We start from the raw sequence: 14,590 nt of genomic DNA, 5'->3' as shown, positions 1-14,590 counted from the left end.
GACGCGCGGGGGTCGGTGCGGGGCCGCCTCACACGGTGCGGGCGTCCGCCGGGGACGTCGTCGGGTCCGTGTCGGCGGGAGGGTCGACGTCGGCCAGGTCCCGGTTGCGGGTCTCCTCGGCCGCCGCCACCGCGACCACCGTGAGCACGGCGGCGGCGATGACGTACAGGGCGATCGGCGTGGAGCTGCCGTAGTCGGACAGCAACGCGGTGGCGATCAGCGGTGCCGGAGCGCCGGCCGCGACCGAGGCGAACTGGGCGCCGATCGAGGCACCGGAGTAGCGCATCCGGGTGCCGAACATCTCCGAGAAGAACGCGGCCTGGGGCGCGTACATCGCGCCGTGCAGCACCAGCCCGACCGTGACGGCGAGCAGCAGGCTGCCGAAGCCGCCGGTGTCGATCAGCGAGAAGAACGGGAACATCCACAGCCCGACGCCGACGGCACCGATCAGGTAGACGGGACGGCGTCCGATCCGGTCGGAGAGCGCGCCCCAGGCCGGGATGACCGCGAAGTGCACGGCTGAGGCGACCAGCACCGCGTTGAGCGCCGTCTGCTTGGAGACACCGGCCGAGGTGGTGGCGTAGACGAGGATGAACGCGGTGATGACGTAGTAGCTGATGTTCTCCGCCATCCGTGCGCCCATCGCGACCAGGACGTCACGCCAGTGGTGCCGCAGCACGGCGACGAGCGGCAGCTTCTCCGCGTCCCCGGCCTGGTCCGCCCTGCGGGCCTCGGCCTGCGCCAACGCCTGCTTGAAGACAGGCGATTCATCGACAGACAGGCGAATCCACAAACCGACGATCACCAGCACTCCGGAGAGCAGGAAGGGGACCCGCCAGCCCCAGCTGCCGAACGCGGCGTCCGACAGCACGGCCGTCAGCAGGGACAGCACACCGGTGGCCAGCAACTGCCCCGCCGGCGCGCCGGTCTGCGGCCACGAGGCCCAGAACCCGCGCCGCCGCGCGTCCCCGTGCTCCGACACCAGCAACACCGCACCGCCCCACTCACCGCCCAGCGCGAACCCCTGGACCAGCCGGAGCACGGTGAGCAGGACCGGCGCGGCCGTGCCGATACTCCCGTGCGTCGGCAGCAGTCCGATCGCGAAGGTCGCCCCGCCCATCATCAGCAGACTCAGCACCAGCAGCTTCTTGCGCCCGAGCCGGTCTCCGTAATGCCCGAACACCAGCGCACCCAGGGGCCGGGCGGCGAATCCGACCGCGTACGTCAGGAACGACAGCAGCGTCCCGACGAGCGGGTCGGAGTCCGGGAAGAACAGCTGGTTGAACACGAGCGCGGCGGCGGAGCCGTAGAGGAAGAAGTCGTACCACTCGATGGTGGTGCCGATGAGGCTGGCTGCGACGATGCGCTTGAGGTTGCCCTGGGGCGGGGGAGCGGTTGCTGCGGAGGCCATGGGCGCCACTTCCTCGTGTGCGGTGGGGACGGGTACGTGTGTGCACACGGTAGGAACGTGCAGGTCAGGGGCACATGTGGTGGGGCTACATAGTTCGGGGGCGGGGTGTGCGTGTCTCCCCCATGTCGGTGCTTCGAGGGCCGCATTGAGGGCTTGATCAGCAGCAGATTCGGCGGTGTCCGGGTTGCGTCACGGCGAGGTGTCGGGGCGGGCGTCGTACACGGCGCGGGCGGCCTCGATGTGCGTCAGGTGCGTGATGCTCCACTCCAACAGGGGTGCGGTGGCTTCGCGGAGGGTCCTGCCCATCGGAGTGAGTTCGTAACTGACGTGCGGCGGCATGACGTTGCGGACGGTCCGTGTGAGGATCCCGTCGCGTTCCAGGCCGCGCAGGGTGACGGTGAGCATACGCTGGCTGATCCCGTCGACGGACCGCTTGAGTTCGGTGAAGCGGCGCGGCCCCTGGCTGAGGTTACGCACGATCAGCAGCGACCACTTGTCGCCCACGATGCCGAGCACTTCACGGGTCTGGCACGGGTCCTTGGGCCGTGCCGGCCGCGACTCGCCGCCCACTGTGCCGCTCATGGTTACCTCCAGAGAACCGGGGCACCGAAATGTGCCTTATTGATCGGGGTGTGGCAGGTGCAGCACGATGATTTCGGTTCCTGAAGAGTACCGAGGCACAAAGAGGAACCGTCATGCTCCCGCGCCTCCACGCCCCGAAGAGGAAAAGTTTCCCCTGATGTCTACTTTTCTGTTGGTACACGGCGCCTGGCACAACGGCCGGTGCTGGGAGCGGGTGGTCCCGCTGCTGGAATCGGCCGGACACCGCGTGTTCGCGCCCTCACTGACCGGCTACGGCGACAAAGCACACCTGCTCGGTCCCGAGGTGGGGCTCGACACGCACGTCGCGGACGTCGTCAAGCTGATCCACGAGGAGAACCTGACCGGGGTGGTGCTCGTGGGGCACAGCTACGCGGGGCTGGTCGTCTCGTCCGTGGCCAACGAGGTACCGGAACGCATCGCGCACTTGGTGTACCTCGACGCGATGGTCCCGGAGCACGGCGAGACCGCTGTCGACGTGCAGCCCATGACCCAGAACCTGATCGACCTGGCCGCCAAGTCCGACAACGGCTGGCGCATCCCGCCGCTGCCCGAGATGCCTCCGCCCCTCGGCCTGTTCGGAGTCACCGACCCGGCGGACGTCGCATGGCTGCGTGCGACGCTCTCCGACCAGCCAGTGCGCTGCCTGCGGCAACCAGTCCGGCTGGACAACCCTGCCGTGAACTCCATTCCGCGCACGCACATCCACTGCGTCGGCGCAGAGCCGGAAGGCATCGTGCGGCGGCCGGTCCCCGCGACACAGCCCGACGGCTCCCCAGCACGGATACGGGAACTGCCGACCGGGCACGACTGCATGATCACCATGCCGGCGGACCTGAGCGAACTGCTGCTTGAATCCACCCTTCGGTAGCGTCCGGACCGTGACTGCGGCAGCGAGCCGGAGAAGGCCCGCCACCGTCGGACAGCGGACCCGACCCAAGTGCCCGTCGGATCTCCTCCGGCGGGCACTCGGCGTGACGGGCCTGGCCGCTCACGCGGTCGGCTCTGGCTTCGTGCGCAGGGGCGGGACGGCGGGGACCTCGGGTGCGTTCCTGATGTCCTCGACGGTCAACCTGAAGCCGTCCGGGTAGGCATCCCGTTGGGTACGACGGGGCGGCTCGCTGGTGCGCCACGTGTACAGGCACTGGGCGCACTGCAGGACGTCCCAGGCGCCGGGGACGGGAGAGCTGTACACGTGCTCGATGGTCTCGTACGCGCAGCGGGGGCAGAGGGTCTTCTCGGGCATGGCGGATGTCTCCTCGCGGTGGGCCGGAGTGGGTCAGTTGCGGGCGGCGAGCTGCTGGAGCCTGGTGAGCCAGGTGCTCGTCTCGGGCAGGTCGCGGACCTGGTTGCCGTAGTTGCCGCGGCGGTCCGGCTCCACCGGGGTGGTGGCGTCGATCACGAGCTTGTCGGTGATGCCGGGGGTGCCGGCCTGCGGAGCGAGTTCCAGGACGGACAGGTTGGGGATCTGGACAAGGTCGCCTGCCGGGTTCATCTTGGTCGACAGCGCCCACATCACCTGCGGCAGGTTGAACGGGTCCACGTCCTCGTCGACGACGATGACCGTGGCCGCGTAGCCCAGGCCGTGCGGGGTGGTCAGCACCCGCATACCGACGGCCTTGGCGAAGCCGCCGTACCGCTTCCTGGTCGACACGATCACCACAAGTCCGTGCGTGTACATGGCGTTGACGGCCTGGACCTCGGGAAATTCCTTCTTCAGCTGCTGGTACAGCGGCACGCAGGTGTTGGCGGCGATCAGGTAGTCGCACTCGGTCCAGGGCATGCCGAGGTAGAGGTGCTCGAAGACGGGGCGCGTGCGGTGGGAGATCCGGTCGATGCGGATGACGGTCATGTTGCGGCCGCCGGAGTAGTGGCCGGTGAATTCGCCGAAGGGGCCTTCGATCTCCCGCTTGCGGCCCTCGATGACACCTTCGATGACGACTTCGGAGCCCCACGGCACGGGCAGGCCGGTGAGCGGGGCCTTCGTGATCGGCGCGGGGGCGCCGCGCAGGGCGCCGGCCAGCTCGTACTCGTTCTCGTCGTACGCCATCGGGGTGGAGGCGGCGATGGAGATCACCGGGTCGTTGCCGAGGGTGATCGCGACGGGGAGGTCCTCCCCTCGTTCCTCGGCCTTGTGCAGATGCTGGGCGATGTCGTGCATGGGCACCGGCTGGAGGGCGAGCTTGCGCCTGCCCTTGACCTCGATGCGGTAGACGCCGACGTTCTGCTTGCCGGAGTTCTCCGGGTCGTCGGGGTCCTTGGAGACGACCGCGGCCTTGTCGATGTAGAAGCCGCCGTCACCGTCGTTGAGGCGGATCAGCGGGAGGACGTCGAAGATGTTGACGTCCTCGCCCTCGACCGTGTTCTCGGCCCACAGCGGGTTGTCGCGGTGCTCGGGCGCGACGGGGAACTGCTCCCAGCGCCGGATGAACTCCTCCACCTGCTCCTTCGTCCCGGTCTCCTTGGGCAGGCCGAGTGCGAGGGCATGGTTGGCCCACGATCCGTGCACGTTCATCGCGATGCGGGCGCTCGTGAAGCCGTACACATGGTCGAAGTACAGGGCGGGGGCGGCGTCGCCCAGCCGTGGGGCGGCGTTCGCGGCGGCGGCGATGTCCGGCTCGGGCATCACCTCTTCGGTGATGCGGATCAGCTGGCCCTCCTCGTCGAGGGTGTCCAGGAAGCTGCGCAGGTCGTCGTAGGCCATGGTGAAGTCCTTTGCTGTGAAGGTGAGTTGTCGATGAGGGGGCGGAGGCGGCTCAGGCGGCGGACGACTGCTCCCGGCGGGCGGCGCGCATGCCCGGCCACCGCTTGGCGGCGGGGGCGGGCAGGTCGAACTGGTCCAGGACCCGCGCCGTGACGTGGTCGACGATGTCGTCGACAGAGCCGGGGTGGTTGTAGAAGGCCGGCATCGGCGGCACCAGCCGCACGCCCTGTCGTGCGAGCGCGAGCATGTTCTCCAGATGGATCTCGCTCAGCGGCGTCTCGCGCGGCATCAGCACGAGCCTGCGCCGCTCCTTGAGGACGACATCGGCGGCACGGGCGACGAGCCCCTCGGCGTATCCGGCGCGAATGCCGGCCAGGGTCTTCATCGAGCAGGGCGCGATGATCATGCCGTCGGTCCTGAAGGACCCGGACGAGATGCTGGCGCCCTGGTCCTCGGGACTGTGCGTCACGTCCGCGAGGCCCGACACCTCGCGCACCGACAGGCCGGTCTCCAGCTCGATGGTGGTGCGTGCCCAGCGGGAGAGGACCAGGTGCGTCTCCACGTCGGGGAGTTCGCGCAGGCTCTCCAGGAGGCGCACACCGAACACGGCACCCGTTGCGCCTGTCATGCCCACAATCAAACGCATGGTGTACGTCTCCTTCGTCGTTCGCTCTGATCGGGACCGCCGGCCGCTCCACACCATTTCGGTCACCCAGGCCCGCGGTCGGAGCTCAGCCGCCGTCGACGCGGTGGCTCTGATCAGCTCCGTTGTCCTCCACGTTAGGAGCGGTCGCGGCCCCGGCAGGCCTACACTGAGGACACACCATGGACAGAAACGGACAGGCTCGCATTACCGAAGTCCCGTTCCGGCCCTCGCCGGGCGGGCCGCCGGGCGCCGAGGTGTGGGACTTCGCCCGGCTTCGGGAGCGTGCCGCGCAGGACGGCGTGGACCTGCTGAAGCCCATGCGCGCCGAGTTCCATCACCTGATCTCCGTCAAGCGGGGCTTCCTGCGGCACTGGGTCGACGGCGTGGAACACCTCATGCCGCCCGGTGCCTGGCTGTGGATCCGCCCCGACCAGGTGCACCGATTCGACACCTCGGTCGAGACCGCTCAGGGTGCGGTGGTGTTCTTCATGCCCGGCTTCGTCGCCCCGGGCACCGTGGCCGCCGCGTACGTCGGTCCGTTCCATCCGCAGGGCACGCTCGTCCCCGACGCCGAAGAACGGGCCTCGCTGGATGCGACCCTGTCCCTTCTGGAGACCACCTACGACTCCGTCGGCGCCCTGCCCGTCGAGGCGTACATCGAGCTGATCCGCCACCTCGTGTCCGCACTCGTGCTGCGCCTGGCCCACCTGCACGACGACACCCGTACCACTCCCGTCGGCAACGACGTCTTCCGCCGTTACGCGGCGGCAGTCGACCGTGACCTCGCCACGACTCGCCGCGTGGACGACTACGCCCGCGCCCTCGGATACAGCGTCCGGACCCTCACGCGTGCCTGCCGCGCCGCCACCGGACGCAGCGCCAAGCAGTACCTGGACGACCGCACCGTCCTGGAGGCCAAGCGCCTCCTCGTCCACACCGGCCTGTCCGCGGCCGCGGTCGGTGAACGGCTCGGGTTCTCCAGCCCCACCGTGTTCACCAAGTTCTTCCGGACTCGCGCGGGCGAGACACCGGCGGCCTTCGCCTCTCGGGCGCGCGGAGGACGGCACGGCGAATGACCCGGCCCCGCCGGGGCGCGGACGGCAGTTGCGCGGCTGAGGTTGTCGTGTACTGGCGGTACGCCCAGGGCCGTTGACAGTCGTCCGCCCTGACCGGAGACTCATGCCACCACATTGGTGAAAGGAATTTCACCACGCGAACAACCGCTCATGTGTCGAGGCCCCCTCATCTCCAAGGACGAAGATGAACTCACCCCTTGCGTCCAACCCCTTGCCTCCCCCGCACTCGTTCCGCTCGGTGTTCCCGGTCCTGGCCCTGTGCTGGCTGGCCGTCTTCTTCGACGGCATGGACGTCAACATCTACGGCGCTGTCATGCCGCACATGCTCGAGGACAAGGGTCTCGGCCTGACTCCCGCCATGGCCGGCACCATCGGCAGCTGGACCACGTTCGGCATGCTCATCGGCGCGCTCACCGCCGGAAATCTCACCGACTGGCTGGGCCGGCGGCTGATGCTCGTCTCCAGCGTCACGCTGTTCTCGACCGGCTCGGCGATCTGTGCCCTGGCCGAGGGCATCGGCCTCTTCGGCTTCGGCCGCTTCGTCTCGGGCCTCGGGCTCGGCGGACTCATGCCGCTGTGCCTGGCCATGGTCATGGAGTTCGCCCCACCGCGCCGGGCCGCCCTGACCACCGGCCTGCTCATGACCTCGTACCACGCAGGCGGCATGGCCGCGACGGGCCTTGGCCTCTCCCTGGCGCCGGCGGCGGGCTGGCGCTGGGTGTTCTGGGCGGGTGTCCTGCCCGCCGTGATCGCCGTACCACTGCTGCTGGCCCTGCTGCCGGAGTCGCCCGGTGTGCTGCTGGCACGCGGCCGGCGCGCCGAGGCCGACACGGTCGCGGACCGCTACGGCCTGCCCCGGCCCACCGCTGTCGCCGCCCCGGCCGCCGGAGCCGCGGGCCGGCTGGCCGCCGTGCGCGCCCTGTTCCGCCCCGAGTCGCGCTGGGCGACCCCGCTGCTGTGGCTGGCCTCCTTCTGCGGTCTGCTGCTGGTGTACGGCGTGAGCACCTGGCTGCCGCAGATGATGCGCGCCGAGGGCTACGGTCTGAGCTCCTCCGTCAGCTTCCTCATGGTCATCAACGCGGGCGGCATCGTCGGTCTGCTGCTCGCGGGCCGTATCGCCGACAGGTTCGGCGCGGTGCGGGTGTCGGCGATCTGGTTCGTGCTGACCGCCGCGGGCGCCCTGCTCCTGCGCGCCCACCTGCCGCTCGGCGTGACGTACGCCGTCGTCGCCGTCACCGGCGTCTGGCTGTTCAGCGCCCAGGTCATGGTCTACGCCACGACCAACACCGTCTACCGGGACAGCGAGCGGGCGGCGGGGCTCGGCTGGGTCACCGGAGTCGGCCGTACCGGAGCGGTCGTCGGCCCCTGGCTGATCGGCGCGCTCGCTGCGAACGGTAACCAGAGTTGGGGCTTCACCACATTCGCCCTCGCCGGGCTGATCGGCGCGGTCGCCATCGCCCTGGTCCCCCTCTCCCGGCGGATCGGCTCGGCCGGCGTGCCGCCTGCGGGCGCCGTCGCGGCTACGGACGGCGCGAGCGCGTCGGAAGCCTGACCTCAACCCCTCGGCCTCACCTCAGATCAGTCCTCACTTGACGGAGATGACAGGACCATGTTCTTGCGTACGCGATCGAAGCCGGGCTCGATCTGTACGTGCCCCGCTCCAAGAAGCCCGTCCCGCTGGTGATCTCGACCCGCGGTTCAGCCTGGCTGGCCGACAACGGACGCCGGGACGCCGACAAGATCGCCGCCCGGCTCAACCCTGCCGGGTACGCCGTCGCCGGAGTGTCCATCCGCTCAAGTTCCCAGGCCCAACACCCGTCGCAGCTTTACGACATCAAGGCCGCCATCCGCTGGCTCCGCGCCCACGCCGAGCAGTACAACCTCGATCCCGAGCGCATTGCGATCATGGGTGACTCGTCCGGCGGCTGGACGACCGCGATGGCCGCTGTCACCGGCAACAACCCCGGGCTGGAAGGCGACGTCGGGGTGCGCGGCCCCTCCAGTGCCGTGCAGGCAGCCATCCCGTTCTACCCGCCGACCGACTTCCTGCAGATGGACGCGCACATGCCCGACAACTGCCGGGAGTTCAACGAGACCATGGGAATCACCGGCTGCCACAACGACCCCAAGTCACCCGAGTCGCGCCTCGTCGGCTGCACCATCACGGAATGCCCCGACAAGGCCGCCGCCGCCAACCCGCTCACCCATGTCGGCAAGCGCCCCGTTCCGCCAGTCATGATCTTCCACGGCGAGAAGGACGCCCTCGTGCCCTACCACCAGGGCCGCCTGCTCTACGAGAAGCTGGCCGCCACGGGGCACGAGGTGCGCATGTTCTCCTTCCCCGCGGCTCCGCACGGCACGCTGTTCGAGATGCTCACCGATGACGCGACTCGGGCCGGCGCCTACACGGAGAGCACACGCGCAGGCCACTCCACCCCGGCCCGTCCGGTCACCCCGACCTGGAACACCGTCATCACCTTCCTGAACCAGACCCTGCGCTGACCGGGGCGTCGGGACCCGCACAGCGGACCGGACGCCCCGGACGACGCCCACCGCGCGGTCGCGGGGACGTCTGGTGTGCTGTGTTTTGAAGATCGTGCGCGCGGTCGAGCAGACCGTCACCCGGGATCTGGCCGGGCCCCGGAGGCGAGGCCCCCGAGGCCTGCGCCTGGTAGAGCCCTAGGGCAGGGCCGTTTCGGCCCAGATCACCTTGCCCTGCGGGGTGTACCGGGTGCCCCAGCGCTCAGCCATCTGCGACACCAGGAACAAGCCCCGGCCACCCTCGTCCGTCGTCGCGGCGTACCGCAGATGCGGTGAGGTGCTGCTGCCGTCGGCCACCTCGCAGATCAGCGCACGGTCGCGGATCAGCCGCACGTGGATCGGCCCGGAGCCGTAGCGGATGGCGTTGGTGATGAGCTCGCTCAGGATGAGCTCCATGGTGAAACCGAGCTCCGCAAGGTCCCATGCTTCGAGCCTGTGGGACACGGCGTCGCGCATCCCCGCGACGGCGGCGGGGTCCTGCGGGACGTCCCAGTCGGCGATCCGGTCGGGCGGCAGTCGCCGCGTACGGGCGACGAGCAGGGCGACGTCGTCCTTGGGCCGCCCGGTGACCAGACCGTCCAGCACGTCCTGGCAGGTCTTCTCGGGCGGCCGTCCGGGGTGGCCGGTGAGCGCGTCGTGCAGCAGCTCCATCCCCACGTCCAGGTCGCGCCGGCGGTCCTCGATGAGGCCGTCGGTGTACAGGACGAGCTGGGTTCCCTCGACGAGGCAGAGCTCCGCGGTCTGGAACGGCATGCCGCCGAGGCCCAGGGGCGGACCGGCGGGCACGTCCGGGAAAGTGACGGTTCCGTCCGGCCGGACCAGGGCGGGGGCCAGATGCCCCGCGCGCGCCATGACGTAGCGGCGCGTCACGGGGTCGTAGATCCCGTACAGGCAGGTGGCGCCCACGACGCCCGCCGCGCTCTGGGCCGTCTCGTTCTGGTCGATGCTTCCGACCAGGTCGTCCAGATGGCTCAGCAACTCGTCGGGTGGCAGATCGAGGGCGGAGAAGTTGTGCACCGCGGTACGCAGCCGTCCCATCGTGGCGGCGGCGTGGAGGCCGTGGCCGACCACATCGCCGACGGCCAGTGCCACCCGGCTGCCCGGCATGGGGATCACGTCGAACCAGTCCCCGCCCACGCCCGACTGGGCGGGGAGGTAGCGGTAGGCGATGTCGAGGGCGTTCTGCTCGGGCATGGCCTGCGGCAGCAGGCTGCGCTGGAGGGTGACCGCCAGGGTGTGCTCGCGGGTGTAGCGGCGGGCGTTGTCGATGCTGATCGCGGCACGGGCCACCAACTCCTCGGCCAGCGACAGGTCCTCCTCGTTGAAGCACTCGTGCTGGTGCGTACGCCAGAAGCTGGCCATGCCCAGCACGACGCCACGGGCCTGGATGGGGGCGGTGATGAGCGAGTGGATGCCGTAGTCGATGATCGCCTTGGCCCGCTCCGGGTCCTGCACGCGCCAGCCCGTGGCGGTCGGCAGATCGCTCACCAACTGGGAGCGGCCGCTGCCGTAGCCGCGCGCCTGGGGCGTGGAGGGAACATAGTCGAAAAGCCGGCCCTGTTCGGTGAGCGGATGGTTGTCCACGATGCCGGACACGGCCGCGCGTCGCATGTCCGTCCCCGTGGGGGCCGGCTCCTCACCGTGCAGGACGGCGTCGGCCAGGTCCACGGTGACGAAGTCCGCGAAGCGGGGAATGGGGACCCGTGCCAGCTCGTCGGCGGTGCGCAGCACGTCCAGGGTGGTACCGATGTGGAGCCCGGCGTCGTACAGCAGCCTGAGCCGCTCCCGTGCCACCTCCGCCCTGCCCGTCACCGCCTGCAGCTCGGTGGAGTCGCGTAGTGTCACCACCGTTTCCCTGGGGCCTCCCTCACGACCCGTGGGCCGCTGGTTGACCGCGATCAGCCGCTCCCCTGCGAGGTGCACCTCGTCGGTGGCCTCGCGCCCCGAGGCGAGCAGCGCCTTCGTCTCGGGATCGAGGCCTGGCAGTTCCGAGACGAGCCGCCCCTCGATGTCCGGGGGCAGCTCCAGCAGCCGTCTCGCCTCGTCGTTCGCCAGCATCAGCCGCCCGTCGGCGGCCACGATCAGCACCCCTTCGCGAACGGAGTGGAGCACCGTGTCGTGGTGCTCGTACATCAGGGTCATCTCGTCCGGTGCCAGGCTGTGTGTCTGCCGTCGCAGCCGCCTGCCCACCAGCGCTGTCACACCGGTGGACAACACCAGCGCACCGGCCCCGGCGCCCAGGATGATCGGCAGTTGCCGGGTCAACTGACTCTCGACGTTCTTGACCTTCATCCCGGCCGAGACGAGGGCCACCACCTTGCTGCCCGCGTTCTTGATCGGGACCGTGGCCTGCACCTCGCGACCGAGCGGGCCGTCGACGCTCTCCGTGTAGACCCTCCCCGCCAGCGACGGCCCGATCTCGCCCACGAACCGCTCTCCGATCCGGTCCGGCAAGGGGTGTGTGTACCGGATGCCCTCGGTGTCCATGACCACGATGAAGTCCACGTCGGCGGCCCGCCGTGCCGCCTCGGTGAGCGGTTGGAGGATCTTGCTCGGGTCCGGGGTCCGCAATGCCGCCAGGACGCCCGGCGAGTGCGCGAAGGTCTGCGCCACGGCCGTGGAGCGGCGCTTGGCCTCGGCGCTGGTGTCCCGCTCCGACTGGAGGATGAGAGCGAAGATGCCGCAGGCCACGAGCAGCACCACCAGAGCCACCTGGAAGACCAGCACCTGTCCGGCTACGCTCCGCGTGCTCTTGCTGATCAGGTGCTTGACCGATAGGCGTGGAAAACGGGCGAAAAGACTCGCCATGCGACCTTTTTAACACCGGTGATCCCGAGTGGCCAGGGCTCGCCCGTCCGGACGGTCCGCGATCTTCCACCCTCGGGGTGCGATTAGACCGATATGATGCTGTTTGTGATCACGTCTGCATGGCTGTGGCGCCGTCGCCCCGCCTACAGCGGCCGATGGGAAGCCGCCCGGCTGTCGCCCCTGATCCTGACCGTTCTCATCGCAGGCCTGGCGTTCTCCACGCCCAGGGAGATCGCCTTCAGCCGCCTTCTGCCCGCCGCGCCCGCCCTCGCGGCCGCGATGTGGCCCGTGCTCCCCACAATGCTGCTGGGGGCGTTCTGTCTTCTGCTCATGATCGTCCTGAGCTTCTTCCACACCGACCTGGGGACGCAGTACACGTCGGCCGCGATCATCGCGGTCACCCTGGCGGCCGCGTACGGGAGTCATGTGCGACTTCAGCGGGAGGAGATGCTCTTCCAGGTCCGGCTCGTCGCCGACGCGGCCCAGAAGGTGCTGCTGCGCCCGCTGCCGCGCCGCATCGAGGGCGTCGAGGTCGAGTCGCTGTATCTGGCAGCCCAGGAACAGGCCAGGATCGGCGGCGACTTCTACGAGGCGATCGGTACACCGCACGGGGTCCGGCTGCTCATCGGCGACGTACGGGGCAAGGGCCTGTCCGCAGTGGGGGCGGCCTCGGCCGTGATCAGCTCGTTCAGGGAGGCCGCGTACGACGAGCCCGACCTGCGGGGCATCATCCACCGCCTGGAGACCACCGTCACGCGCCACAGCGCCGCGTTTCCCGTCCATGACCAGCCCGAGCACTTCGCCACTGCTCTCCTCGCCGAGATCCCGCACGGCGGCGGCCGGCTACGCCTTCTCAACTGCGGGCATCCCCCGCCGCTGATCTCGGACTGCGGGAGGATCCGCGTCCTGGAGCCGACCATCTCCTCCCCGCCCCTCAACCTCGCAGAGCTCATCGGGGACCGCTACTGGGTCGACGACGTCGCCTTCGCCCCGGGTGAGCAGCTGCTGCTCTACACGGACGGCGTATCGGAGGCCCGGGACCACACCGGCCGGTTCTTCCCGCTGCCGGACTGGATGCGGCGGCAGGACCTGGAACACCCCCGCGAACTGCTCGACCAGCTGCACCGGGATCTGCTCCGGCACAGCGGCGGAAGACTCGACGACGACATCGCGGCCCTCGCGCTGCGACGCCCCGTCGCACAGGATCGGGGCGTCGTCGGTGCTGGGGGTTAAGGGGCGACTCGGAGTGCCCGGCTGGTTCAGGCGCCCGGCGTGAGGCCCAGCGTGTCGAGCACCGCGTACACCCCGAGGAAGAGGATCGCCGCGCTGCTGAGGACGAGGGCGGCGGTCATCCAGGGGTTGGCGCGGAAGCGGGCCGGGACGCCGGTGTAGCGCAGGCGCCAGACCGCGATCACGACGGCCAGGAGGAAGATGCCGCCGCCGATGCCGCCGATCTGCACCATCAGCACCGGTGACTGGACCCACAGGAAGAAGCTCATCCACACCGGGGGCAGGCACCAGGTGAGGATCCGGATGGTACGGGTGCGGACACGCATGTCCGTCCAGTCGATCGCGCCGAGCAGACCGAGCGTGTTGGTCCACAGCCGCGGGACGCTGGCCGACGAGGCCACGGTGACGGAGAAGAGCACCGAGACCGCGCCGCCCAGGAAGAGGTACTCGGCCCAGGGGCCGAGCGTGTCCGTGTAACTGCGCGACAGCGTGGTGATCATGTCGTTGCCCTCGGGCACCAGGCCCTGCGGGTGCAGCACGGCGGCGCCGATCACGTAGAAGGACAGGGTGCAGACGGTGCACACGAACCAGGACACGCCCACGTCGAGCCGCATGACCTTGAGCCAGCCCTCGGCACGCCGGGCGCGCTGCTCGGTCCCGTCGTCGGGGCCGGTCCAGCGGGCGTAGCCCTTCTCGAGGCACCAGTAGGTGTAGGTCGTCATCTCGTCGGCGCCGACGCCGGTGATGCCGAACATGGCGAGGGCGATGCCGACCGTCCCGGCCGGGATCTGGAAGCTGAGCCCGTCGGCGAGCTGCTCGGTGCCGTACCCGAAGGCGGTGAGCGGCAGGGCGAGCGCCAGGCCGACGGTGATCACTGTCTTGAGCGTGATGCCGATGACCTCGACCCGCTCGACGACGTGGTACTTGCCCGTCTGGAGGATCAGGATGGCGGCGGCGGTGACGATCACGGCCCAGATCGTGAGGGACGTGCCGCTCAGCGACCCGCCGTGGATGGGGAAGAGGATGGAACACGCGGCCGCGGTGCCGCCGATGATGCCGCCCCGCTGGAACATCTTGGCGAAGTCCATGCCGATCCAGAGCCAGTTGATCCAGCTGAGGCGGCCGATGCGGGGGCCCACGTCGCGGAAGCCGTCCAGCGCGGGGCGGCCGTTGAGGATGGTCCAGCGGGCCAGCTCCATCTGCACCCAGACTTTGACCGCGGTGGAGATGATCACGAGCCACAGCAGGGCGAAGCCCGCCTTCGCGCCGAGCGAGGTGGTGGTGATCAGCTCGCCGGAGCCGACGACCGCGGCGGACAGGATGAGCCCGGGGCCGAGATGGCGCAGGCGGCCGCGGAAGGTGTCGGGGGCCGGGCGGGCGTCTTCGGCGCGCAGCGCGTACGGGTCGGTCTGCGCGGGGGGCGGCGCCGCCGCAGTGCCGTCGGTCGAGGTGATGGCCATGTCAGGTCCTAGGGATCTTCCGGCGTCGTCACCGGTATCCGGTACGGGGACAGAGGTGTGGCGTGGTGCCTGGGGGGTGAGCGAGTGTCCGGAGGGCTGGGGGCCGGACTTGGG

Annotated in this window: 12 protein-coding genes; 5 read left to right on the top strand and 7 right to left on the bottom strand. The window is 69.8% G+C overall.

Annotated elements, in window-relative coordinates:
- Positions 1-28 precede the first annotated feature (28 nt).
- Entirely contained in the window at positions 29-1,411 is a 1,383-nt protein-coding gene (locus tag ABZ016_RS15665; RefSeq protein ID WP_356917151.1) for an MFS transporter, read from the bottom strand.
- A gap of 189 nt (positions 1,412-1,600) precedes the next feature.
- The gene (locus ABZ016_RS15660; protein ID WP_356917150.1) at positions 1,601-1,993 is read right to left on the bottom strand and encodes a helix-turn-helix domain-containing protein; all 393 of its coding nucleotides are present in this window, start codon (positions 1,991-1,993) and stop codon (positions 1,601-1,603) included.
- Positions 1,994-2,150: 157 nt separating this feature from the next.
- Here ABZ016_RS15660 and ABZ016_RS15655 point away from each other — a divergent pair, with 157 nt between their 5' ends.
- Positions 2,151-2,882 carry an alpha/beta fold hydrolase gene (locus tag ABZ016_RS15655; protein WP_356917149.1) on the top strand — a complete coding sequence of 244 codons (732 nt, stop codon included), beginning with the start codon at positions 2,151-2,153 and terminating at the stop codon, positions 2,880-2,882.
- 120 nt (positions 2,883-3,002) lie between these two features.
- Here the strand turns inward: ABZ016_RS15655 and ABZ016_RS15650 are convergent, their stop codons facing one another.
- The 3 genes from ABZ016_RS15650 to ABZ016_RS15640 are packed head-to-tail and all read right to left on the bottom strand — an operon-like array spanning position 3,003 to position 5,361.
- The gene (locus tag ABZ016_RS15650; RefSeq protein WP_356917148.1) at positions 3,003-3,257 is read right to left on the bottom strand and encodes a non-oxidative hydroxyarylic acid decarboxylases subunit D; all 255 of its coding nucleotides are present in this window, start codon (positions 3,255-3,257) and stop codon (positions 3,003-3,005) included.
- A 33-nt stretch (positions 3,258-3,290) separates the two neighbouring features.
- Positions 3,291-4,715: a non-oxidative hydroxyarylic acid decarboxylases subunit C gene (locus tag ABZ016_RS15645; RefSeq protein WP_356917147.1), complete on the bottom strand. Its 1,425-nt coding sequence runs from the start codon at positions 4,713-4,715 to the stop codon at positions 3,291-3,293.
- Positions 4,716-4,767: 52 nt separating this feature from the next.
- Positions 4,768-5,361 carry a non-oxidative hydroxyarylic acid decarboxylases subunit B gene (locus ABZ016_RS15640; RefSeq protein WP_356917146.1) on the bottom strand — a complete coding sequence of 198 codons (594 nt, stop codon included), beginning with the start codon at positions 5,359-5,361 and terminating at the stop codon, positions 4,768-4,770.
- Between the two features lie 179 nt (positions 5,362-5,540).
- Here ABZ016_RS15640 and ABZ016_RS15635 point away from each other — a divergent pair, with 179 nt between their 5' ends.
- The 3 genes from ABZ016_RS15635 to ABZ016_RS15625 all read left to right on the top strand — a co-directional run bounded on the left by ABZ016_RS15635 (position 5,541) and on the right by ABZ016_RS15625 (position 8,939).
- Entirely contained in the window at positions 5,541-6,437 is an 897-nt protein-coding gene (locus tag ABZ016_RS15635; RefSeq protein WP_356917145.1) for an AraC family transcriptional regulator, read from the top strand.
- Between the two features lie 184 nt (positions 6,438-6,621).
- Positions 6,622-7,989, top strand: coding sequence for an aromatic acid/H+ symport family MFS transporter (locus tag ABZ016_RS15630; RefSeq protein ID WP_356917144.1), 1,368 nt, complete (start codon positions 6,622-6,624; stop codon positions 7,987-7,989).
- Positions 7,990-8,087: 98 nt separating this feature from the next.
- Positions 8,088-8,939: an alpha/beta hydrolase gene (locus tag ABZ016_RS15625; RefSeq protein WP_356917143.1), complete on the top strand. Its 852-nt coding sequence runs from the start codon at positions 8,088-8,090 to the stop codon at positions 8,937-8,939.
- Positions 8,940-9,116: 177 nt separating this feature from the next.
- Here ABZ016_RS15625 and ABZ016_RS15620 read toward each other — a convergent pair whose 3' ends face one another.
- Positions 9,117-11,786, bottom strand: coding sequence for a SpoIIE family protein phosphatase (locus ABZ016_RS15620; RefSeq protein WP_356917142.1), 2,670 nt, complete (start codon positions 11,784-11,786; stop codon positions 9,117-9,119).
- Positions 11,787-11,882: 96 nt separating this feature from the next.
- On the opposite strand from ABZ016_RS15620, the gene ABZ016_RS15615 reads away from it, so the two are divergent.
- Positions 11,883-13,019: a PP2C family protein-serine/threonine phosphatase gene (locus ABZ016_RS15615; RefSeq protein WP_356917141.1), complete on the top strand. Its 1,137-nt coding sequence runs from the start codon at positions 11,883-11,885 to the stop codon at positions 13,017-13,019.
- Positions 13,020-13,045: 26 nt separating this feature from the next.
- Here ABZ016_RS15615 and ABZ016_RS15610 read toward each other — a convergent pair whose 3' ends face one another.
- Positions 13,046-14,476 (bottom strand): Nramp family divalent metal transporter, encoded by a 1,431-nt coding sequence (locus ABZ016_RS15610; RefSeq protein ID WP_356917140.1) that lies wholly within the window; start codon positions 14,474-14,476, stop codon positions 13,046-13,048.
- Positions 14,477-14,590: the final 114 nt, after the last annotated feature.

Origin of the sequence: Streptomyces sp. NPDC006372 (genome assembly GCF_040612515.1) — a bacterium.
GTDB lineage: Bacteria > Actinomycetota > Actinomycetes > Streptomycetales > Streptomycetaceae > Streptomyces.
Note: the sequence above shows the minus strand (reverse complement) of the source record. Positions and strands in the feature narration are given on the sequence as shown.

Coding starts and splice junctions, on each gene's coding strand:
- ABZ016_RS15665 (WP_356917151.1), bottom strand. CDS start 1,411: ATGGCCTCCGCAGCAACCGCTCCCCCGCCCCAGGGCAACCTCAAGCGC.
- ABZ016_RS15660 (WP_356917150.1), bottom strand. CDS start 1,993: ATGAGCGGCACAGTGGGCGGCGAGTCGCGGCCGGCACGGCCCAAGGAC.
- ABZ016_RS15655 (WP_356917149.1), top strand. CDS start 2,151: ATGTCTACTTTTCTGTTGGTACACGGCGCCTGGCACAACGGCCGGTGC.
- ABZ016_RS15650 (WP_356917148.1), bottom strand. CDS start 3,257: ATGCCCGAGAAGACCCTCTGCCCCCGCTGCGCGTACGAGACCATCGAG.
- ABZ016_RS15645 (WP_356917147.1), bottom strand. CDS start 4,715: ATGGCCTACGACGACCTGCGCAGCTTCCTGGACACCCTCGACGAGGAG.
- ABZ016_RS15640 (WP_356917146.1), bottom strand. CDS start 5,361: ATGCGTTTGATTGTGGGCATGACAGGCGCAACGGGTGCCGTGTTCGGT.
- ABZ016_RS15635 (WP_356917145.1), top strand. CDS start 5,541: ATGGACAGAAACGGACAGGCTCGCATTACCGAAGTCCCGTTCCGGCCC.
- ABZ016_RS15630 (WP_356917144.1), top strand. CDS start 6,622: ATGAACTCACCCCTTGCGTCCAACCCCTTGCCTCCCCCGCACTCGTTC.
- ABZ016_RS15620 (WP_356917142.1), bottom strand. CDS start 11,786: ATGGCGAGTCTTTTCGCCCGTTTTCCACGCCTATCGGTCAAGCACCTG.
- ABZ016_RS15615 (WP_356917141.1), top strand. CDS start 11,883: ATGCTGTTTGTGATCACGTCTGCATGGCTGTGGCGCCGTCGCCCCGCC.
- ABZ016_RS15610 (WP_356917140.1), bottom strand. CDS start 14,476: ATGGCCATCACCTCGACCGACGGCACTGCGGCGGCGCCGCCCCCCGCG.